A 21429-nucleotide genomic window follows, 5' to 3' on the forward strand; every position below is an offset into this window, starting at 1 on the left:
GGTTGCGTGAGGCGAGTGCTATGGCGTCTGGCTTTCGGCCAGCCTGCTGATATGCATGGTCAGCCACGTAAGTTCTTCTTTAGGTAAGGCCATTTGGTATTTTTCCTGCACGTAATCCCTGATAGCCCAGGAAATCGCCATCGCGTCAGGATAGTGTTTCAGCAGTTCCTGATAGAAATCGTCTGTACGTCCCGGCGCGATTTTGCGGGCAATTACCCGTTCGGAGAAATAGCGTAGATGGGTGATAAAACGCAGGTAATCGACGGCGTTGACATCAATATTCTTGTTTAACTTATAGCGGACAATCTCCGCCAGACGATTCACCAACTGAACCTGCTGGTGGGCATCGGCAATTTCGGCGCTGCCGGCGGCATTGATGAGGTGGAACGCGATATTGATAGCTTCGTCATCGGGTAGCGTGACGTTAAAGCGTGTCGATACGCGATCTTTTGCCTGCACGCCGAGGGCGTACTCTTTTTGGTAATAGCGTTTCACTTCCCAACTGAGCTTATTGATGAAGTGGTTGCCTGTTTTGCTACGTTCAACCGCAAAATAGAGATGTTCCGCCAGCGTAAAGAACAGCACCGAATTAAGCTTTTCGGCGTACTGACTTTGCGCCAGCGTGACGATCTCATGCGTGATGTCAAAAAAAGCCGCAGGAATGGTGTCGGTCAATGAAAGAAAATGCCGTGATTTCAGGTTTTCCAGCGGAATGAAAACCTGCTCAACGTGCGTCACATCAATCAATGAACCGGGTTTGGCACCAAATCCGATGCCTTTACCCAACAGGATCATCTCCTGCTGTTCATGGTCGACTAACAGCATGCTGTTATTTAACGCTTTTTTCACTTTAATCACGTTTTTCTTCCAATCATGCTGGTTTTCTCATTACGTTTTCCCAATCACCGTCTTTCCTGTCATTGCGCACGTAGCCTGCGGCAGCGCTGTCTGTCAGGTGAGGTCGGCACCATTGGTCGCGATGACTTTCTGATACCAGTAGAACGAATCTTTTCTCAGCCGCGCCAGAGAACCGTTGCCTTCATCATCCTGATCGACATAGATAAAGCCATAGCGTTTGGACATCTGTGAGGTGCCCGCGCTGATGATGTCAATCGCGCCCCAACTGGTGAACCCCATTAGTTCAACACCTTCGCCAACCGCTTCACGCATTTGCTCGAAATGTGAACGGAAGTAGTCAACGCGGTAAGGATCGTGGATTTTGCCGTTTTCGACAACGTCTTTCGCACCCAGCCCATTTTCGACAATAAACAGCGGTTTCTGGTAGCGATCGTAAAGCTCTAGCAGGGAAATTTTCAGCCCGACAGGGTCGATCTGCCATCCCCAGTCTGAGGCTGGCAGGTACGGATTTTTCACGCCCAGAACGGTATTGCCCGGAATTCTCTCTGCGTCCGGCTGTGTGGATTCGGTGAGCGACATGTAATAGCTGAACGACACAAAATCAACGGTGTGCTGTTTGAGAATGGTCAGATCGTCGGGCTGCATGGTGATGTGAATACCACGGCGTTCAAGGTCGCGCTTGATAAGCGGCGGATATTCACCAAACACCTGCACATCGGCATAGAAGTAGTTTTCGAGGTTCTTTTTCAGCGCAGCTTCGACGTCTTCCGGGCGGCAGGAGTGCGGATAGGTCGTCAGCTTGGTCAGCATGCAACCGACCTGGCTGCCTGGGATTTTTTCATGGCAGTCGCGGGTGACAATAGCCGAGGCGACAAACTGGTGATGCAGCCCCTGATAAATATCCTGCTTGGCCTGCCCCGGCGCGCTTTTCTCTTCACGGATACCCGCGGTGGTAAACGGATGACGATGAATACTGTCGATCTCGTTAAAGGTCAGCCAGTAGCGCACCAGATCCTTATAGCGATCGAAGCAGACATTGCTGAAGCGTACGAAGGCATCCAGAACGTTGCGGTGCACCCAGCCATTGTATTTCTCACTCAGCGCCAGCGGCATTTCGTAGTGTGAAAGCGTCACCAGCGGTTCGATGCCGTGCTTGCGCATCTCGCGGAACAGGTCGTCGTAAAACTGTAAACCGGCCTCATTCGGCGCGCTGTCTTCTCCGGTTGGAAAGATGCGTGACCAGGCGATAGAGACGCGCAGCACCTTGAAGCCCATTTCGGCAAACAGCGCCAGATCGCCTTGGTAGCGGTGGTAAAAATCGATACCGCGCCGCTTGGGATAGAACGCGTCATTTTTTCCGTTGAGCGCGTCGGCGATGTTTTCATCTGTCAGCGCCATGTGGGCATGGTAATTCTTCAGGTCGAGATTCGGTTTCCAGGTAATCGCGTCCGCGACTGACGGCCCCTTGCCGTCTTCATTCCATGCGCCTTCGGCCTGATTGGCGGCAATCGCGCCGCCCCATAAAAAGTGTTCCGGGAATGCGATGTTTTTATCCATTACACAGACTCCTTTAAGGTCATGATGATGGTGTGGGGATGGATGACGACCTCAGTGGCTTCCGGTATCACGCGAAAGCGCTCGCTGTTGGTGATAACCATCATGACGACGGGATCGTAACCCGCCGCGATGAGGCTATCGAGGTCAAATTCAACGAGGACATCGCCGGTATTAACCTGTTGGCCGGCCGTGACTTTCGGCTGAAAGCCCTGACCATTGAGTTTGATGGTATCGATACCGATATGGAAAATCAGTTCGGCACCGCTGTCGGTGAGCATGCTGACGGCGTGGCCGGTTTCAAACACGTTCTCAATCGTGCCGCTCGCCGGCGCGTAGAGCACGCCTTTCTCGGGGATGATGGCAATGCCGTCACCCATAATACGTTTGGAGAAGATCTCATCATTCACGTTGTCCAGCGCAATCACTTTGCCTTCAATCGGGCTGGCGAACTGGCACTCGGTAATCGCATGATGGTTTTCTTCTACGGCGACGGCAGGCTTCTCTTCCCGCCAGAGGAACAGGGCGGAGATAAAAGCGATGACAAAAGAGAGCGCGGCACCGGCGATGGCGTAGACGATATTCCAGCTATTTTCCGGTGAGATAAACATGGAGATGCTAGCCAGACCGGGGCCAACCAGCGCAAAGGCTTCAATCGCCATCCAACCGATAAACGCACCGCCGACCAGGCTACCCGCGATCACGCTGTAGAGCGCCTTTTTATTCAGCAGCGTAATCCCGTATAGCGCGGGTTCGGTGATGCCGAACAGGGCAGAAATACCGGCTGAAATCGCCGTCGACTTTAGCGTTTTGTCTTTGCTCTTGAGCGCAATAGCCATGCAGGCACCCGATTCGGCAATGTTGTGTGCGAGCGACGCAGGCAGATAGAGCATTTCCTTACCAAACTGGCTCAAGGAGGAAACGGCATAGGGCAGCATCGGCTTATGCATTCCCGAGGCCACCATGAAGGGCAGCGCAGCGGCGAGCAACCCCGTCGCCACAAAACCCAGCTTGCTGTACAGCCAGAGGATCACGCTAGCCAGACCCGCACCGAGTTCATAACCGAGCGGGCCAAGTACCAACAGCGTGACGGGAACGGTGACCAGCAGCGACAGCATCGGTGACAGGAAAATACGCAGCGCGCTCGGCGAGTAGCGATTGAAGAGCTTTTCGGTTTGCGCATAAAAAATGACGCACAGAATCGCCGGGAAAACCTGCGACGCGTAAGCGACGTTTTTCAAGTCGAAAGAGAGAAATTCCGCGCCTTCCGCCAGCTGTTTAGACATGGCCGGCAGCACCATCACAGAGACGGCGGAAACGGCAACCAGCACATTCACTTTCAGCTTCATCGCGGTGGTGATGCCCACCAGAATCGGCAGAAAATAGAGCGGGGCAGAACCGATATTATCCAACACTTTATACGTTGAGCTGTCTTTGGTGAGCCAGCCGAGCAGGTCCAGCAGCAGTAACAGCGATTTGAGCACGCCGCCACCGGCAATTGCAGGCACCAGCGGCTGAAAAACGCTGATGATAAAATCGATAACAAAAGCCGTGCGGTTAGCTTTTGCTGGCACGGCGCGATCTGTTTTCTTACGGCCTGCCGCGAGGTTCTGCACCGCGTCGTACACCTGCATCACTTCGCTGCCGATGATCACCTGGCACTGCACGTTAACCCGAACGCCCAGCACGCCCGGTACCTTTTCCAGCTCGTTCTGGTTTACTTGGCGGTTGTCATAAAGACTGAGCCGTAGCCGTGTAGAACAGTGTTCAATATGCTCAATGTTGTCAATTCCACCGACTAACGTGATGATTTTTTCAGCGGTAGTGGCATAGGCTGTCGCGTTATTATCTGCTGCTGTGTGGCTCATACGACGATTCCCCTGGTCCAGAAACGAAAAAAGACCTGAAGCACTTCCCATGATGTTGAGTGGGAGAGCTTCAGGTCTTGCCTAGAAAACTAGTTACACGCCTGTGCTGCTGTTGTAAGTCCTCGCACGCGGGAAAGTCAAACAGATCGTGCAGCCTTAATGGGTAAGTGTGATGGCAATAGCAGAATGGAGGGTTTAGCCTGACAGCGCCGATGAATCTCAGGCATGTTGCATAAAATATGGCGCTTTTTAACCGATTATAGAAAACAGAACGAGATAAACTCGCCAGGTGCAAATGGGTCAGCGAGAAGCGAAAAGCGCGTAGGATTTCTGTCGTAAGGGGAAGTTACCCGTTTGCACAGACGATAGGTTGGTGTACGCCATGTTTTAGTTAGTTGATTGTTTTTTATTAAAATACTTACCGTTGGGATCTACTGTTATGACTGATGATTTGCTTTCTCACCTTTCGAACGCATTACGTTCAGAGGATACCTTCGAGGGGTTGGTTCGCCAGTTATTGGTCATGCTGGAGTTGGTCACCGATCTGGAATCGACGTACCTGACGCAGGTTGACACCGAAGCGGGTTTCCAAAATATCCTGTTTGCTCACAACACGAAAACGCTCAACATCCCTGAAGGAGCCTCGGTTCCGTGGCATGACACGTTGTGCAAGCGTGCGTTGGACGAAGGGCAAAGTTACACGCCTAACGTGGCCGAATGCTGGGGGGATTCTGAGGCGGCGCAAGCGTTAGGTATTACGACCTATGCCAGTACGCCAGTGTGTATGGATAACGGGCAATTATACGGTACGCTCTGTGCTGCGAGCTCTGACCATAAGCCGCTGACAACCAAGGGTGAACAGATCCTGAGTCTATTCGCGCAGCTTATTGCTCAGCAGGTGCAGAAAGAGTGGTTGGTGCAGCAATTGACGGCTGCTAATGCCGCATTACATGAATACTCTTACACCGATTCACTGACCGGACTGCTTAATCGCCGGGGCGTGTTTTACTCGCTGGAAGCGATGTTTTCTCAGGCAAAGAATGACCATCAGCAGGCGCTCATTGTATTCATTGACCTCGACGGCTTTAAGAGAATTAACGACCAGTTCGGCCACGAAGCCGGTGATATCTTCTTGCAAGAGGTCGGTCGACGCTTGCTGACGTGGGGGAATCCGGGGGATGTTGTCGGGCGTCTTGGTGGTGATGAATTTGTCTTTGCCCGTATGGTCAACGTTGCGCCGGAAGAGAACGAACGCGTGATTTCTTCCTTCAGAGACGACATTACGCCTTTGCTACAGGGGAATTATTCACTCGGTACGGTCAGCATCGAATACTTAGGCGCAAGCATGGGGATCGTCATGGCCGATCCTTCCGTCGAGGAGCCTGATGCTGTGATCCGTCGAGCCGATGCCGCAATGTACGCCAATAAAGTGATGCGAAAAAAAGATCAAACTCGCGCTTTTGACGTCATCACAGCACAGTCGTAAATTCCTGTGTGGGTGTAATCATCGGCTTATTGCCTGATGAGCATGCTCAGGCATTTTGGGTTGTATGGCGCGTGGGTAGGGTACAGGGGCGCTTGTTAAGTCAAAAGACATCCAGCGCCTGTTTTTTAATGAGTAGGGGTACGAAAGGTAACGCTTAAATAATCCGCGTTGCGGAAAATCGATACACATACAACTTGAAATATGACGAGTCTATACTGTGTTACCAACCGCAGACGTTAGTGTCTTCATCCGCATCGTAGCCACGCACGATATTAACCAGATCTTTTACTGCGTCAGCTGAAATCGCCTTGTCTTTTAATTCTTCGACTGTAGCGAGATCTTTATCAACGGACACGCCGTTATTATTATTCGTGACTGTCAGCAAAAAACCTTTTTTATTCTCACTGGCTGAAGGCAGTTCGTTGAGTAATTCCACGACTGCACCTGCGGCGAAATCTGGTACATAAAAAGCCATCGGTTTAAGATAAACTTTTTCTGCTTTTTCATTATTTTCGCGGTTCAACAGTGTTAATGAATAGCCTTTATTTTCACTTGTCATTATGTTTACCTCAACCTTCTATCAAAATTTTTGGATCGACATAAAAGTCCACGTTAAATAGCGTATCATCAGATAACGCTTCGATTCTGTGCCATTTCTCTGGGGGGAAGACGCCAAATTGTCCGGCTTCGATAGTTAGCGTTTCTACGGGGTCAGCACTGGTCTCATCGGCGTAACCATAATAACGAATCGTCCCTTGCATCACGCACAAGCGTGGGTAGACGCCTTGACGCGTCCCTGCATCCAAATGGCGCTTCCAGATAGACGCTGGGGCAGTTTCTTTTGTCCAGAAAGGCGTTGTGCGGGTATGAACATAATTCGCTGGTATAACAATTCGTTCCATGTTTAAACCTCATGCTTTACCCGGCTACATTGCAGGGCAGGAAGGAAAAACCATATAGTGCATATCATATACCTGTTTTAATGTTTGTGAATTATTTTCTGCTAATTAATTTTTTACAATACCGCACACATCGCAGAAAGGCTGTATTATCAAGGTTCGACGTTTCTCATATCGATTATTTTTCTGCGCTTATGGAAGGGAGGCGAAAACTAACATCAAGGAATAGTTACATTAAGTGATTTTTTGATGGTCTACTTATTAGGGATGTTGAATGTAATAAATCTCCCTTGCCGCTACTCAATTAGAGTTATTGTTAAAAATAAATCAAAAGAGTAGAAATGAGAAAATATAACGCTACTCTCTGGTGAGGTTTGAACTCAAATGAAAAAGAACGTAAAGCTCAGCTCGTTTTATTATGGTTTCCCCGTTTTTCTTGTTACGACAACAGATAATAGCAACGGAGAAGTCAATGTCGCTTCTATATCGTCGTCAATTTCTCTCGGCGATAAAATTATTATCGGTGTCACGAAAGGAAGTAAAACCTACAATAACTTATTATCTGGATCTGATGTTGTCATCAATATTCCTGATTACAAGCTGTGGGAGAAAGTTGAAGCGCTGGGTAAGCTGACCGGAAGCGATACGCTATCTGAAGGCCAGATTAAATGGGGCGTTGAGGTCTGCCACGACAAATTTTCTAAAGTTGGCCTTCACACTGAAGCGTCTACCGATATTACGCCGCCTCGGGTGATTGAATGTCCTATCCAAGCGGAATGTAAGACCGTCAGCACGACGGACAAAGGGCGTTTTATTCTTGTCGAACTGGACATTGTGAATGTCTGGGTTGAGAGTGAGCTATTAGGAGCAAATGACGTTGTTGATTCGTCAAAATGGAAGCCTCTGATCTACAACTTCCGCGAATACGACACCACGGGTGATGCATTAGGTTTTAATTTTAAATACGGCCATTAATCTTATCGAGAGAACGCTGCCACGGCGTTTACTGATAGCGGCGTTCTCTCACCTCTCTTATTGCGGCGTAGAGCGGCATGAAAAAATATTGATGCTATTGTTTATTTTCCGCATTTTTATCAATGGCATTGATTACCGCTAGCGTCATGGCTTCAACCCCAGTGCGAATGGTCGGTTCCGGCACTGGCGCAAACTGTGGGGAATGGTTGCTGGGTATTTCGACGCCTTCATTTGCCCATTTTTTAATTTGCTCTGGCGAATAAATACCGATGTTAAAATAGACAGACGGAATGCCATTGTTGACGAAGACAGAGAAATCTTCGCTGGCAGAGCTGGGTTCTTTCGCCTGTATGAAATGTTGACCGAATCGTTGGCTAAACACCTTCGCGGTAGATTCGGATAGCCTGTCGTCATTCACGACAGAGTCAACTTTGCTTTGACCAATCACAATCTCCGGTTTTGGTGCTTTGGCCATGTCGGCAGACGCCTTGGCAAACCGAGTGATACCCTCAATCAAATTTTTACGTACGTTCTCATCGTAAGTACGCAACGTCCCTTGAATATTCGCCGTATCAGGAATGATATTGCCGGATGATCCGGCGTTAAATGCGCCTATCGTCACAACGCCAAACGCGTTAGGGGACGTTTCACGGCTGACTAGCGTCTGGACATCAGTAACAAATCGTGCAGCGATAATAATGGGGTCAATGGTTTTTTCCGGCATGGAACCATGTCCCCCTTTTCCGCTAAAGGTAATGGCGAATGAATCGCCGTTGGATGTCTGGACGCCGGGTTTAAAAGAAACCAGTCCGTATTCCATTGGGGAAGTGTGCAGGGCAAAGGCGTAATCTGGCTTACCAAATTTTTTGAAAATACCGTCCTGAATCATTGCACTGGCACCCGTAATTTCCTCTTCAGCGGGCTGAGCGACAAACATTAAGGTTCCTTTCCAGCTGTCTTTCATACTTATTAGTGCAGAGGCGGTGCCGAACCATGATGCCATATGAATATCGTGACCGCAGGAGTGCGCAACGAATGTCTCTTTCCCATCCCGACCTGTCTGCTTAGCGGTACTGGCGTATGGCAGCCCCGTTTTTTCCTGCATGGGCAGAGCATCAAGTTCTGTGCGTACCATGACGGTAGGGCCAGCCCCATTCTGGAATATGGCAACCAACCCTGTGCCGCCGATATTTTCCGTCACCTGGAAACCGATCTTGCGCATATTATCAGCAAGAAGTTTGGTTGTTCTGACTTCCTGATACCCGAGTTCAGGATTCTTATGAATATCCTTATATAAGCTATCCAACTGAGGGTAATGCTGATTGAGATAGAGATCAGTTTTCTTGCTTATTTCCTGTATATCCACTGCGTTTGCAATATTGGGAATGCAATTCATTGTCAGTAGGAGGCATAATGTTGCGTTCAGTTTCATGAAATATCGTCCTTTTTGATTAAAGAGTTGGGCGGTTAATGCCTTGCTTATTCCTGAGCAGAGAAATACTGAGTCCTGTCTCCTGTGTCACTACGCAGTGAGAATCTGAGGATGAAGAACGGTAGCGTGTCGGCATGTAATATGAATAGTGTATCACAATGCGATACACTTTCCGTACCACATAGTGATTCAAGGTGAGCTGTTATGATCGATAAATCTGGGGGCGGTATTCAGGTTATCTCACGGGCCGCGGCTATCTTGCGTGAAGTTTGTGAGAGCCCAGACGGCCTCAGCCTGGGACAGCTTGCTGCACTGACAGGGCTAGCTCGATCGACCGTCCAGCGGATTGTCGATGCGCTGGAAAGTGAACATCTCGTTCAGGCTGGTGCCAAGGGTGTTCGCCCTGGCTGGGGGCTGCGGCGTTTGGGGGAGATATCAGGTCCAGGACCTGCTCACGATCTCCGTCCTGCATTGTATCGACTGTACGAAAAGACAAAAGAAACCGTTGATTTATCAACGTTAGATGGAACGTCCGTTTTGTTTATGGATCGCTTTCTGTCAGAGCAGCGCATCCGAGCGGTTCCGGATGTGCGTGTGACCTATCCCGCTTATACAATGGCAAACGGGAAAGCATTACTTTCAACGTTATCTGATGATGACGTCTATGCACGGTATGGAACGGATATTCTGGAGAGAGCAACACCCTGTTCGGTCGTTAATGTTGATGATTTAATTGAACAGTTGAATGCCATTCGGGCCGGGGAATTTGCCTACGATATTGAAGAGCACGCAATGGGCTCATGTGCGATTGGTCTTCCTCTCATGAACTCAGGCCAGCTTCCCCTCGCTATATCGGTTGTTGTCCCTACCAGCCGGTTTCACTCACATCGAAGCGCGATAGAAGACGCCCTGAGGCACTGTGTTAGCGAATGCCATGAGTATTTACACAATCGTATGGCAAAGTAGGTCAATGCGATCCTATCTACTGAAAAGAGGATAGGGTCATAAGCCTAGGCGCTGTTGGTTTAATTCAACCGCCTTACTTAGTTTTCCCTGTTTTTTACTGTCTTTTTTACTCTCTGCGAACATCATTCTTCCCTAAAATACGAGTCAGACGGAACGCGACATTGTTCTGATAATTCGGCGATGTGCGCTGTACAAAAATCGATATAGGCTCTGGCCGTTGAAGAGATGTGCTGCTGCTTTTTGTATACCAGATGCAAAGACGAATAGGGCAGCGGGTACTCTGGAAGCAGCTCGGTTAGCTCTCCTCTTTTAATATATTCAGCAGCGAAAAACGCGGGTAACTCGGTGATGAAATCCCCGGCAAGGGCACCTGCTCGTAAGTGAAGATAATCATTTACTGTCAATACGGCTGAGACGTCATAAGCGTGATTGCCCAGCATCCACACCGGACGCGCGTCAATAACAGAGCCCCAGGCTGCACATGGGAATCTCATTAGGTCAGATGGTTCACGCAGGGGCGGTGACGCATTCAGTAATCCCGGGCTGGCAACAAGAATATGGCGAAAATCCATTAAATGTCGTGCAACAACGGAATCATCAGCGATGCTACCCACCCGTAACGCAACATCGACCCCGTCTGATATCAGATCCACTCTTCTCTCGGTGGAATACACATTTACCGCAATGCGTGGGTATGCCTGCTGAAACTGCCTGATGATTTCCCACCAGGGCCCCATAGACTGGGGAAGCGTCAATCGCAGGCGTCCGGTGATATGGGGATGACCTGGTGCCATAAACTGTTCAGCATCGTTAAGGATATCCATCGCAGAGCTTGCGTGGTTAAGTAATCTTTTCCCGGCTTCCGTTACCTTGCAGCCTTTCGCTGTTCGTTCAAGCAGCAGCACCTTGAGCTCTTTTTCCAGATCTTGAATCCTGCGACTTAGGGTCGGCAGCGGGATGTTGTTCTCTCGTGCAGCAGCAGTCAGGCTGCCGCTCCGGGCGGCCATGACGAACATGTTAAGCGCATTCAGATCCAATATTGCATCCTCTCAGATATGGAAGATCTACTTTCATTTTTTGCTCTACATACTAAAGAATTGGCTCCGTAAAATGTATCTGTTTTCAGGCAGCAGGCTATTAAAAGCCAGAAGGGAGTAGGTAGTAATGCCTGCATACAACAACGGCGCAGCTTCTTCAAAACTACTATCACGACTGAGAAGGTTGGGGAAATTCTGAGACTGGCTCTTTAAGATGTATTGTCAATCGTTATGGTAATACCATTATTTCTATAGAGAAAGAAAAGGAATAACGAAAGGGTAAATAGCGTTATTAATACGCGAAGTTTCAATTTCCTTAAGTTTTAACCAAGAGCTAATCAGCCCAAAAGAAATTGCCATTTAATAAAGGATGGCAATTTCTGAGGGTGGATTAGAGTCGATATCAAGTGATAAAAAGGTCGTGGTAGGCCTTGTATGAAATAATAACACGCCATCACCGGAGCAACTCGATGTGGCAGTTGTTGAACACGGTATGAGCTCGAACAGCAAATTTCCGGAAATAAGCCTAGGGTGGCTAAAGCGTCGCGGTATTAGGCTTAGATTTTTGGGCATAGGCCGTTACATTTATGCCGACGTTTTCTCTCGCTTTCTCTCGCAGCGTTGCTATATCCCGCTTTGGGGCAACGCCAAACATACGACTGTATTCGCGACTGAATTGTGATGGACTTTCATATCCAACCTCGAAAGCCGCCGTTGAAACGTCACGGTGCTCGTTCAGCATCAGTCGTTTCGCCTCATTCAGGCGCAACCATTTTTGATACTGAATTGGACTCATCGCTGTCAGTTGCCGAAAGTGCTGATGGAATGATGGCGTACTCATCTGAGAATGGTGAGCCAACTCTTCAACCCGCAAGGGCAATGCAAAGTTCACCTTGAGCCAATCTATCGCCTTTCCAATCCGGTGCCCATGGCCATCGACGGCTGCAACTTGTCGCAGCCTGGCAGCCTGATCGCTCATCAACAACCTGTAGTGAATCTCACGTTGAATCATTGGCTCAAGAATGGGGATGGCCTCTGGTTCATCCAACAATGCCACTAGACGGCAGAACGGCGCTAAGATCGCGTCTGTGACGGTACCAATACCTACGCCAGTACTTACTGATCTATCCCTTCGAGACGACAAATTGCCGTGGGCGATCAACTCAGCCAGAACCCGCTGATCCAGTTTGAATGCTAGCCCTAAACACGGCCGATCACTGCTTGCCTCTGTGACTTCTGAGTTCGCGGGCAGGTCAAGCGATGTGACCAAAAATCGCGATGAATCATATTCGTAACCCTCACCACCGACCCACATCTTCTTGGCTCCATCTACAACCAGAACGATGCTGGGGGGAACCATACAATTGACTGGTGGAGCGGGTGCATTGCGGCGAAAGAGATCCAAACCCGGAATCGCAGTGCCGAAATCGCCTGTATCAGGTGTGCGCTCGCTGATGTCGCTAATCAGCGCACTCAGGTAGTCATCTCGTTGTTTCTTGGGGGATTGTGCAGAAATCATCTTGGCTCGCTCCTCTACGAATTTCACTTCTCACTGTAGCCTATCTGAAACGCGTAAGCCTATAGGAGCAGCAAAGGTTCATAGGATTAGGCATGTAAACCATAGAAATATGCTAATGGCGCTCAGGTCAAAGATTCTACAATCCTCACACCAAGAGCGAGCACGCCTCGGCGCTTGGAACCAGTAGACACGTCAACAGGCCGAGCCGTGGTAGCGGTTGGGTCTGGATTAGATAAAACAGAACAGTGGCCGTGTTACCAGAACTGTTTGTAGGTTGCGCTGGAACGCTCATCGGCAAAGTACCAAATCAATGAACAAAATGGGGACGTCAACGGCATGCCAGCATCTCCTGTGCTACCAGTAATGAGGAAATACTTACGTGTTATTAGATCGCAGCAGCCAACATTTTCATGGCGAAGAACGAAAAGCGTGGGGCGCCGTAGTTGCGATGTCTTTGGCCGCCTTCGCTTTAGTCGCCTCGGAATTTATGCCTGTCAGCCTGTTAACACCTCTGGCAACTGACTTACTGATCACCGAGGGTCAGGCAGGTATGGGTATCTCGGTATCCGGACTGTTTGCCCTGTTCACCGCGCTTTTGATTACACCAGTCGCCGCCAAAGTGGAACGCAAGCGCCTACTGCTGTCTATGATCCTGCTGATGGTCATTTCTGGAACAATAGTCGCGTTCGCTGCCAACTACGAAATGTTCATGGTTGGACGAGCGCTCATCGGCGTGGCAATTGGCGGTTTCTGGTCACTTAGCGCTGCCACATCCATTCGTCTTGTTCCAGCTCATCAAGTGCCGAAGGCCCTTGCATTCGTCAACGGTGGCAATGCACTCGCTACAGTTATTGCAGCGCCAGTGGGCAGCTACCTCGGCGCTTTCATCGGCTGGCGATGGGCATTCTTTACCGTGGTTCCGGTTGCCATGATAGCTCTTGCGTGGCTCATGCTCAGCATGCCCAGACTGGCACCTCGTCCCACATCGTCAGGCTCGGGCAATGTTCTCCTGCTTCTCAAGAAGCCGCCCATCGCATTAGGGATGTTAGCGGTCGCGGGTTTCTTCATGGGCCAGTTTATGCTGTTCACGTACCTGCGACCTTTCCTTGAAACGGTAACCCGACTCGATATCTCGATGGTGTCTTTCGTATTGCTGCTGATCGGCGTCGGTGGCCTTATCGGTACGTTTCTGATCGGAGCCTTCCTGAAAGACGGTGGCCTGTACAGAACATTGATCAGCGTGCCGATCATGATGGCGGTAATCGCCCTGGCGCTGGTGGAATATGGCGATGCCATGTTAACGACAGCAGTACTTCTGGTTATTTGGGGGCTAATCGCGACGGCGACGCCGGTGGCGTGGTTCACCTGGATTGCACGTTCGGTTCCGAATGACGTCGAGGCAGGTGGTGGCCTTTTCGTTGCCATTTGCCAACTCGCGATTGCTCTCGGAGGCACCGTCGGCGGAATCCTTTTTGACACGCTCGGCTACCGGGCGACGTTCGAAGTCAGTGCACTTCTGCTTGCTGCGACTGCCGTTCTCTCTTACCTCGCGGGCCGATCAGCATCGCAGATGCCTATCTCCCCCATGTCGTGACAGATATTCTCAACCGCGCGCTGTGAGGCGAGCACTATTTACCTGATCCTGAAGGAGTAAAGCCATGACCCTTTTATTTTCTCCAACGAATTTCTTCAAAGTTGCACTCATCGCAAGTGCTATATCAATGGTCGGCGTACAGTCAGCTATGGCTGAGACCCAGGCGTCTACCGCAGGCACACCGTTGCAATTGGTCCAAACTTGGGACAAGACCTTCCCCCAGAGCAAGAAAGTGGATCACCAGAAGGTCACCTTCAAAAATCGCTATGGCATCACCCTCGCCGCCGACCTGTATCTACCGAAGAGCCGTGAGAATCAGAGACTGCCTGCGCTGGTGGTTGGCGGTCCGTTCGGTGCTGTGAAGGAACAAGCATCGGGCTTGTACGCACAAACGCTTGCCGAGCGCGGCTTTGTCACGCTGGCCTTCGATGCTTCCTATACAGGGGAGAGCAGCGGCGAGCCACGTAACGTAGCGTCACCGGATATTAACACTGAGGATTTCATGGCGGCGGTGGATTTCATCGGGCTGCAACCCTACGTCAATCGTGAGCGTATCGGTGTGATCGGCATCTGCGGTATGGGCGGCATGGCATTGAATGCCGTGGCTGCCGACAAGCGTGTTAAAGCCGTTGTCGCCAGTACTATGTATGACATGAGCCGTGTCATGTCTAAAGGGTATAACGACAGCGTGACGCCTGAACAACGGGAGCAGACGCTGGAGAAACTGAGTCGGCAGCGCTGGGAAGATGCAGCAAACAAAACACCGGCTTACCAACCGGCCTATAACCACTTGAAGGGCGGCGAAGCGCAGTTTCTGGTTGATTACGCTGACTACTATATGACGCCACGTGGTTATCACCCGAGGGCTGTCAACTCTGGCAACTCTTGGACGGTCACCACGCCGCTGTCGTTCATGAATATGCCGATCCTGACTTACATCAAGGAAATTTCGCCACGTCCTATCCTGTTTGTCCACGGTGAAAAGGCTCACTCGCGTTACTTTGCGGAAACGGCTTATGAAGCCGCCGCGCAACCGAAAGAACTCCTGATCGTTAAAGGTGCCAGCCACATTGATCTGTATGATCGTATGGACAAGATTCCCTTCGACGCGATGGCGACGTTCTTCAATAATTACCTGTAAAACCGATAAATTTGGGGTATATGGATATCACCTACAACCTCAAAGGAAAAGTTGCCCTGGTCACTGGCGCAGCGGTGGGAATGGCGGACAGCAGGCCGCTATTTTCCACTCAAAGGTTTTTGGCTTAGGTCTTACACCCGAGGTAGTTCATCAGTGAAAGCTTTCAATATCTGGTTTGTGATCAAAGTGGGGCTGATTATTGCTCTTGTGTCTGTACTGGCCGTGGTTGCTTATCTGCAGCATCCCTTGTTTGGTCAGCTTCCATCTGAAGACCAATTGGCACGCATCACGCAGTCGCGGAACTACCTTGAGGGTGAATTCCGAAACCAACTCGAAACGCCGTTACTGACAACCGATGAATCACAGTTCTCAATCATGTTAAGTAACAGTTTCGGCAACAATGGCAATCCGCGGCCTCCTGGCGTGATCCCTGCTATGAAAACAGATCTCAAAGCCCTTGATGCAAAACGGGATTTGGTAGTCTGGCTGGGGCATTCGTCATACTTTGTACAAATGGCCGGGAAACGCATCCTGATTGATCCGGTATTCAGTGCCAACGCTGCGCCAATCCCGTGGGCCAACGAGGCATTCGAAGGCACAAATCTGTATAGCGCACAGGACATGCCTGACATTGATGTATTGCTGATCAGCCACGATCACTACGACCATCTGGACTATCCCACCGTTCTGGCGCTTCGAGACAAGGTCAAACGAGTGGTCGCTGGCCTTGGCGTTGGGGCGCACTTTAAACGTTGGGGCTACTCTGCTGACCAGCTTCAGGAAGCTGACTGGAATGACATCGTCAAGGAATCTCCTGAGCTGGATATCCACGTTGTTCCGGCCCGACATTTTTCCGGTCGTACGCTGACGCGGGACCAGTCACTCTGGGTTGGCTTTGCGCTGGTATCGCCGCAACGTCGTATCTTCTTTAGTGGAGATTCCGGATACGGCCCGCATTTCGCCGCAATCGGCCAGCAATTAGGCCCCTTTGACTGGGCAACGGTCGATACAGGGCAGTATGACCAGCGCTGGGCTTATGTGCATATGAATCCCGAAGAGGCTGCTCAGGCCGCTGAGGATTTGAGGGCACGCACGTTTACACCAGGCCATGCAGGTCGCTTCTCAATCTCGCCTCACGACTGGGATGACCCATTTAAGCGAATCACAACGGCAAGCGCCGGGCGTGGGTATGCGCTATGGACGCCAGAAATTGGTCGCGCGATTTATTTAGACGACCAGACACAAACGTTTACCCGGTGGTGGGAGCAAGTGCGATAGCGCTTACTTTTGAGTTGTTAAGAGACAATTGGGGGGCACTCCGTTATCGAACCAACGTGACCCTCAATCTGACCATCATATTCTTGCGATGCAGAGGAAAAGCGGAATGTGCACCGCAAAGACGTTTGCACGTGAAGGTATTGAATAAAGTGATAAAAACAAAAATCCCGCTTAGGTTTCCTTAAGCGGGATTGTTTAAATTTGGCTCCTGAATGGGAATGTCTTTGCCAGTAACTAGCTAATAAATAATATAAATCTTAATTTTTCTGTCAAGACCACCAGCATGAACCCCATGGCTAAACAGCATTACCTTCATCAGCGATGAGCCGACCGTTTTCGAGCTTGATACAATGATCGGCCAAGTGGAAAAAGCGATCGTCATGTGTGATCGCCAATACTGCCTTACCACGCGCGGCCAATTCGGGCAGAAGTTCCTGATAAAAGACGCGTTTGAATAAGGGATCCTGATCGGCTGCCCACTCATCGAAAAGATAGAAAGGGCGATCCTCCAGATAGGTTACGACCAGCGCGAGGCGTTTACGCTGTCCTTGCGAGAGGTCGCGGGTAGAAAAATAGCCGTTTTCCACCGTGACCTTATGTTCCAGATGCAGTTTGGCCAGCAGCGCATTAGCGCGAGTGTCCAGCGTTGAGTCGGTATCATTTAACCCAATCAGTGATTCGAAAAGGTGGAAGTCAGAGAATACGGCGGAGAACAGTTGTCGATAGTTGGCTCGATTACTGTCAACGACCTCGTGACCGTCAACGGTAATTGTGCCGCTTTCCGGCGTATATAGGCCGATCAGCAGTTTGGCAAGTGTCGTTTTTCCGCTTCCGTTGCCGCCAATCAGAAACGTAATTTCCCCCCTCCTGAGCGTCATATCAATAGGCCCTAGCTGAAACACCCGGTCCTCTTTCTCACGGTAATAGCTATGGAGGACACCGGACAGACGGATAGTTTCTGCATTGCCAAATTCATGTGCGGAGACGGTATGATCGATGGCGTCTCGCTCGTCCAGCTCAGATAATATCGCGCTAATTCTTCGTAATGAGACGCGGGCAGAATTTAACGTTGGAACGCTATTAAGTAATCCTTCCAGCGGCATCAGCATGAATAAAAATACGATGACGTAGCCCGCCAGCGCGGTTGATTCAAGCCCAGGTATGACGGTGGGAGAAAAAATGACCAGGCCAAGGAAGCTGTAGAACAGAAAGAGGATCCAGCCAACGCCGAAAGCATAAACACCGAAGGCGCGGGTACGATTTTTGCGTACGGTGTCGATTTCTTTACCAAGTGACTGATTGAGAAATGCGTGTGCGCGGGAGACGTGTAATTTGAGCTCTTTTGCTCCAGAAAATAGCGCATTAAAGTGGGTAAACAAGCGATCCTGTGCCTGCCCAGCGGCTCTCAGAGAGGTGAACGCCGTGCTTCCACCCAGGCTGTAACCCAGCGAGCCAATGACAACAATTGCCAGCGCTAAAAAGAAGATAGGGAGCGATAGCCAGGCAAGGTATCCCAAGCAGCCGATGACGATAGAACCTTGCATCACAATGTTCGGTAGCGTGAAAAACAAGAGCGAGACATTGGTGGAGTCATCCGTGATGATCGACTGCGCACGCGAGGCACCCAGTTCTTCTATCTGACGGAAGGGCGCACGAGCCACGCGGCTTGAAATAAGTTCGCGCATTTTCGCCATGGTTCCCTGGCTCAGTCTGGCAAAAATGACGCCGCTGAGAATACGGCAGGCAATCGCCAGAACAGTCAATATGGCAAAATACCAGGCGAGCGGTGCATAGTCATCGGTGGGTGTCAGCAGCGCTTTGTTGATTAAGGTAATCAATAAAACGCTGGAAATACCATTGGTGACGCTGGCTACTGTGGCAACCGTCAGTATCCATCGTGAATCGAACAACAGTGAGAGTAAAAGCTGTATCGCTGGGTTTTTGGTCGTCGACGTTTTCATATTATTATGTCCACACGTTATTGAGACGTACACGATGCCGAGATTCGCGACCAGCCTGATACGCTGGCCGCGTCAACAGCCTGCTTTCGCTATTTTCTAGGGTTTAGGGTTTGCCATAACCAGTCGGCAAGCCGTTCTACCTGTGGCATAGAGAGCATCGTCATGTGGTTGCCCGGCATCAATACCGGGTCTAACTGGGTAACATGCTTCCTCCATTCGCTGTCGTTCGTCGTTCTTTCATCGGTATCCCCCTCTTTGGCACTGACCAGATAGATGTCACCTTCATAGTGAGTGCGTGGTGTATACACCGTGTTCAGATTGGCCTGCATAACCTGAACAATTCCCTGCAACAGCGATGTGGTCGTGTGCGTAGAGAAAATACCGGCTTTTACCAGAGCGCGGTGCAGCTGTTTGATCTGTTCCTCCGGGGCCATATCCACAAACTGAGATCGCGTCAGCGCTAAAGGCTGCGTCAGAATCATGTTGTAGATGTCGATCAATTTCATGATCGTCTCAACGCGATCGATTGATTTTGGCGGGCACCCCTGAATGTCGGGAGCATCGGTATCCACCAGTATCAGACTGGCAACCGATTCTCCCTGTGCCTGTAGCTGTAATGCGAGTTCAAAGGCGACCCATCCGCCAAAGGAATGCCCGAGCAGGTGATAAGGCCCATGAGGTTGCTTTTGCCGTATTCCTTGGAGATAGGCTCGTGCAGTCCCCTCTACGCTGATGTAAGGCGGTTGGTTGATTTCTGTCAGGCCGCGCGCCTGCAGGGCACACACGGGTTGTTGCGTCGGCAGCGCCAGCGCCAGTTCAATAAAGCTTGAAGCATTGGCTCCCGCCCCAGGGATACAAAAGAGCGGAGGCGCGCCCGGCGTACCGTTCTGGATAACGATGTTTGGCACATAGTCATTCGGTAACAGGAATTCGCTAAACGAGTCGGCAACCTGATTCAGTAACGGCGGCTGCATGATCGTGTAGTGAGTTCCACCGATAGGATGAAGCACGGAATCCTTACCGACGATGCCCTGCCATTCCCCCCAAATGTCGTCATCGGTGGTGTGTTCCGAACGGTAGAGGTGAACAGGCAGGATTGAAGCCGGAGCCCGGTAATGTTCAGACAACTGCAAGATCGCTCTTTGGCTGTTGATGCGTAGAAGAATATCCTCTTTTGTAATACCGGACGGAAGCCATTGACGTTCATGACAGCGCGCAATGATTAGCTCGATGTCTCCCAGCGTGCGCAGATCCTCCAACTCGTGTTCATCGGCTGTCGTCATGTGACTACGTAAGTAGACGAGGATGATATTGATATTTTCCTGTTCGTCGCTTAAGCCCCTGTGGAAATAGACGCTTTTTGGCTCACCAGACTGCGCGTCTGTCCGATTGAAGTTATAGGAATCGATCATGCCAAGAAACGCGACCTCCTCGCCGCTATTAATCAGCTGTAGCCCGATTTCATAGGCAATCGATCCACCTAATGACCATCCGGCAAGGCGATAAGGGCCATGAGGCTGAATACGACGGATCGCATTCAGATGGTCCGTCGCCAGTTCCTCAATAGACGCTGGCGGTGACGGCAGCGCATGCAGGCCTAGCGACTGTAGCGCGTAGACGGGCAAGGCTGGTGGTAGCAGCGTGGCGAAGGTTGAATAAACTAACGGATCTCCCGTCGACTCGTGTATCAGGAATAGCGGCAGGAGATTCCCTTCAGGGCTTAGCGGCACAGGATTCACATCAAACGGCGATTCTGATGTCGGTGAGGTATCGCTGCCAACCACGAAGGCCAGCTCGGACAGCGTGGGATGAGAGAAGAGGGTGGAGAGTGATACTTCCATACCCTGTTCACGCATATGGTTGAGCAACTGTACTGCCAGCAGTGAATGGCCACCAAGTTCAAAGAAGTGGTCGTGGCGGCCGACGCGCTCCAGACCCAGTAGCTCCTGCCAGATAGCGGCCAGCGCGGTTTCCACCTTGCCTTGTGGCGCTTCATAGCCATGACTGACGACGGCCGTTTGGTCGGGTGCGGGCAGCGCCTTGCGGTCCAGTTTACCGTTTGGCGTCAGTGGGAAAGTATCCAGCATGACAAAGGCTGACGGGATCATATAGTCGGCTAAATGTGTCGAGAGCTGCTGACGTAGCTCGGCAGGCATCAGTTCAATACCGGGCTGCGGACAGAGGTAGGCGACCAGCCGGGTATCACCGGGGCTGTCCTCACGGGCAATGACCAGCGCTTCCTGCACGCCGGGGCACTGCAGCAGTCGGGCTTCGATTTCCCCCGGTTCGATGCGGAAACCGCGCACCTTAATCTGGAAATCGTTGCGGCCGAGGTATTCGATATTACCGTCAGGCAGCCAGCGGCCGAGGTCACCGGTCTTGTACAGCCGGGCCTCTTTTGCGTCAGAGAACGGGTCGGCAATAAAGCGCTCGGCGGTGAGGTCGGGACGGTGGAGGTAGCCGCGGGCGACGCCGGCTCCGCCGATGTAGAGTTCGCCGGCGACGCCGACCGGTACGGGCTGGCCTTTCGCATCGAGAATATAGAGGCGGGTATTGGCAATGGGCCGGCCAATGGGGACGCTGTCGATGAGCGAATTGGGGGTACGGGCATCAAAGGTGATACAGCCGACGACGGTTTCGGTGGGACCGTATTCGTTGATGATGCGGGAGCCGGAAGAGAGCGTCTGCCAGAGTGCGACGGTGGCAGGGGACAGCGCTTCGCCGCCGACGACAAAGAGCAGGTCCGGGCAGGTCTTGCGGGCGGACTGCAACTCCTGACCGAGTGCGGCAAGGTGCGTCGGTGTGATTTTGACCAGCGTACCGGGTTGAGCATCAAGCAGCGCAGGCAGTAACTCGGTGAG

16 protein-coding genes are annotated in these 21429 nt (G+C 51.0%); 6 read left to right on the forward strand and 10 right to left on the reverse strand.

What is annotated here, in order from left to right:
* Positions 1-18: 18 nt before the first annotated feature.
* From NXT09_RS15045 to NXT09_RS15055, 3 genes are all read right to left on the reverse strand, one after another.
* Positions 19-858: a PRD domain-containing protein gene (locus NXT09_RS15045; RefSeq protein WP_233968644.1), complete on the reverse strand. Its 840-nt coding sequence runs from the start codon at positions 856-858 to the stop codon at positions 19-21.
* A 93-nt stretch (positions 859-951) separates the two neighbouring features.
* Positions 952-2415, reverse strand: coding sequence for a glycoside hydrolase family 1 protein (locus tag NXT09_RS15050; RefSeq protein ID WP_268580192.1), 1464 nt, complete (start codon positions 2413-2415; stop codon positions 952-954).
* Positions 2415-4280 (reverse strand): beta-glucoside-specific PTS transporter subunit IIABC, encoded by a 1866-nt coding sequence (locus tag NXT09_RS15055; protein ID WP_268580194.1) that lies wholly within the window; start codon positions 4278-4280, stop codon positions 2415-2417. Before NXT09_RS15055 ends, NXT09_RS15050 begins: the two co-directional genes overlap by 1 nt.
* 439 nt (positions 4281-4719) lie before the next feature.
* On the opposite strand from NXT09_RS15055, the gene NXT09_RS15060 reads away from it, so the two are divergent.
* Positions 4720-5766, forward strand: a complete 1047-nt coding sequence (locus NXT09_RS15060; RefSeq protein WP_205552330.1) for a sensor domain-containing diguanylate cyclase — start codon at positions 4720-4722, stop codon at positions 5764-5766.
* Positions 5767-5986: 220 nt separating this feature from the next.
* Here NXT09_RS15060 and NXT09_RS15065 read toward each other — a convergent pair whose 3' ends face one another.
* The gene (locus NXT09_RS15065) at positions 5987-6325 is read right to left on the reverse strand and encodes a DUF1869 domain-containing protein (protein WP_205552328.1); all 339 of its coding nucleotides are present in this window, start codon (positions 6323-6325) and stop codon (positions 5987-5989) included.
* 10 nt (positions 6326-6335) lie between these two features.
* Positions 6336-6668, reverse strand: a complete 333-nt coding sequence (locus NXT09_RS15070; RefSeq protein WP_240584882.1) for a TehB family protein — start codon at positions 6666-6668, stop codon at positions 6336-6338.
* 381 nt (positions 6669-7049) lie between these two features.
* Between NXT09_RS15070 and NXT09_RS15075 the strand changes: the two genes are divergently transcribed.
* A complete protein-coding gene (locus NXT09_RS15075; protein ID WP_268580195.1) occupies positions 7050-7640 on the forward strand; it encodes a flavin reductase family protein in 591 nt (196 codons plus the stop codon).
* Positions 7641-7734: 94 nt separating this feature from the next.
* Here the strand turns inward: NXT09_RS15075 and NXT09_RS15080 are convergent, their stop codons facing one another.
* Positions 7735-9072 carry an amidohydrolase gene (locus tag NXT09_RS15080; protein ID WP_205552324.1) on the reverse strand — a complete coding sequence of 446 codons (1338 nt, stop codon included), beginning with the start codon at positions 9070-9072 and terminating at the stop codon, positions 7735-7737.
* Between the two features lie 204 nt (positions 9073-9276).
* Here NXT09_RS15080 and NXT09_RS15085 point away from each other — a divergent pair, with 204 nt between their 5' ends.
* Complete coding sequence (locus NXT09_RS15085; RefSeq protein ID WP_268580196.1) at positions 9277-10038, forward strand: IclR family transcriptional regulator; 762 nt, start codon at positions 9277-9279, stop codon at positions 10036-10038.
* Between the two features lie 122 nt (positions 10039-10160).
* Here the strand turns inward: NXT09_RS15085 and NXT09_RS15090 are convergent, their stop codons facing one another.
* Both NXT09_RS15090 and NXT09_RS15095 read right to left on the reverse strand, forming a co-directional pair.
* Positions 10161-11075: a LysR family transcriptional regulator gene (locus NXT09_RS15090; RefSeq protein ID WP_268580197.1), complete on the reverse strand. Its 915-nt coding sequence runs from the start codon at positions 11073-11075 to the stop codon at positions 10161-10163.
* Between the two features lie 535 nt (positions 11076-11610).
* On the reverse strand, positions 11611-12594 hold the full coding sequence (locus NXT09_RS15095) for an AraC family transcriptional regulator (RefSeq protein ID WP_205552318.1): 984 nt from the start codon (positions 12592-12594) through the stop codon (positions 11611-11613).
* A gap of 448 nt (positions 12595-13042) precedes the next feature.
* On the opposite strand from NXT09_RS15095, the gene NXT09_RS15100 reads away from it, so the two are divergent.
* The 3 genes from NXT09_RS15100 (at position 13043) to NXT09_RS15110 (ending at position 16607) form a co-directional block, all read left to right on the forward strand.
* Positions 13043-14188: an MFS transporter gene (locus NXT09_RS15100; RefSeq protein WP_306417522.1), complete on the forward strand. Its 1146-nt coding sequence runs from the start codon at positions 13043-13045 to the stop codon at positions 14186-14188.
* A gap of 127 nt (positions 14189-14315) precedes the next feature.
* Positions 14316-15329, forward strand: coding sequence for an alpha/beta hydrolase (locus NXT09_RS15105; protein ID WP_370690959.1), 1014 nt, complete (start codon positions 14316-14318; stop codon positions 15327-15329).
* A gap of 153 nt (positions 15330-15482) precedes the next feature.
* Positions 15483-16607, forward strand: coding sequence for an MBL fold metallo-hydrolase (locus NXT09_RS15110; RefSeq protein ID WP_268580200.1), 1125 nt, complete (start codon positions 15483-15485; stop codon positions 16605-16607).
* Between the two features lie 296 nt (positions 16608-16903).
* Here NXT09_RS15110 and NXT09_RS15115 read toward each other — a convergent pair whose 3' ends face one another.
* Complete coding sequence (locus NXT09_RS15115; RefSeq protein ID WP_240584891.1) at positions 16904-18568, reverse strand: cyclic peptide export ABC transporter; 1665 nt, start codon at positions 18566-18568, stop codon at positions 16904-16906.
* An 89-nt stretch (positions 18569-18657) separates the two neighbouring features.
* The coding region (locus tag NXT09_RS15125; RefSeq protein ID WP_306417512.1) for a non-ribosomal peptide synthetase at positions 18658-21429 on the reverse strand (2772 nt) is incomplete at its 5' end.

This window comes from Pectobacterium jejuense, assembly GCF_026800125.1.
GTDB classification, from domain to species: domain Bacteria; phylum Pseudomonadota; class Gammaproteobacteria; order Enterobacterales; family Enterobacteriaceae; genus Pectobacterium; species Pectobacterium jejuense.

Bases quoted from the DNA above. Each gene is read 5' to 3' on its own strand.
- NXT09_RS15105 (WP_370690959.1), top strand. From the start codon at position 14,316: ATGGTCGGCGTACAGTCAGCTATGGCTGAGACCCAGGCGTCTACCGCA.
- NXT09_RS15075 (WP_268580195.1), top strand. From the start codon at position 7,050: ATGAAAAAGAACGTAAAGCTCAGCTCGTTTTATTATGGTTTCCCCGTT.
- NXT09_RS15085 (WP_268580196.1), top strand. From the start codon at position 9,277: ATGATCGATAAATCTGGGGGCGGTATTCAGGTTATCTCACGGGCCGCG.
- NXT09_RS15095 (WP_205552318.1), bottom strand. From the start codon at position 12,594: ATGATTTCTGCACAATCCCCCAAGAAACAACGAGATGACTACCTGAGT.
- NXT09_RS15080 (WP_205552324.1), bottom strand. From the start codon at position 9,072: ATGAAACTGAACGCAACATTATGCCTCCTACTGACAATGAATTGCATT.
- NXT09_RS15065 (WP_205552328.1), bottom strand. From the start codon at position 6,325: ATGACAAGTGAAAATAAAGGCTATTCATTAACACTGTTGAACCGCGAA.
- NXT09_RS15070 (WP_240584882.1), bottom strand. From the start codon at position 6,668: ATGGAACGAATTGTTATACCAGCGAATTATGTTCATACCCGCACAACG.
- NXT09_RS15055 (WP_268580194.1), bottom strand. From the start codon at position 4,280: ATGAGCCACACAGCAGCAGATAATAACGCGACAGCCTATGCCACTACC.
- NXT09_RS15100 (WP_306417522.1), top strand. From the start codon at position 13,043: ATGTCTTTGGCCGCCTTCGCTTTAGTCGCCTCGGAATTTATGCCTGTC.
- NXT09_RS15050 (WP_268580192.1), bottom strand. From the start codon at position 2,415: ATGGATAAAAACATCGCATTCCCGGAACACTTTTTATGGGGCGGCGCG.
- NXT09_RS15060 (WP_205552330.1), top strand. From the start codon at position 4,720: ATGACTGATGATTTGCTTTCTCACCTTTCGAACGCATTACGTTCAGAG.
- NXT09_RS15115 (WP_240584891.1), bottom strand. From the start codon at position 18,568: ATGAAAACGTCGACGACCAAAAACCCAGCGATACAGCTTTTACTCTCA.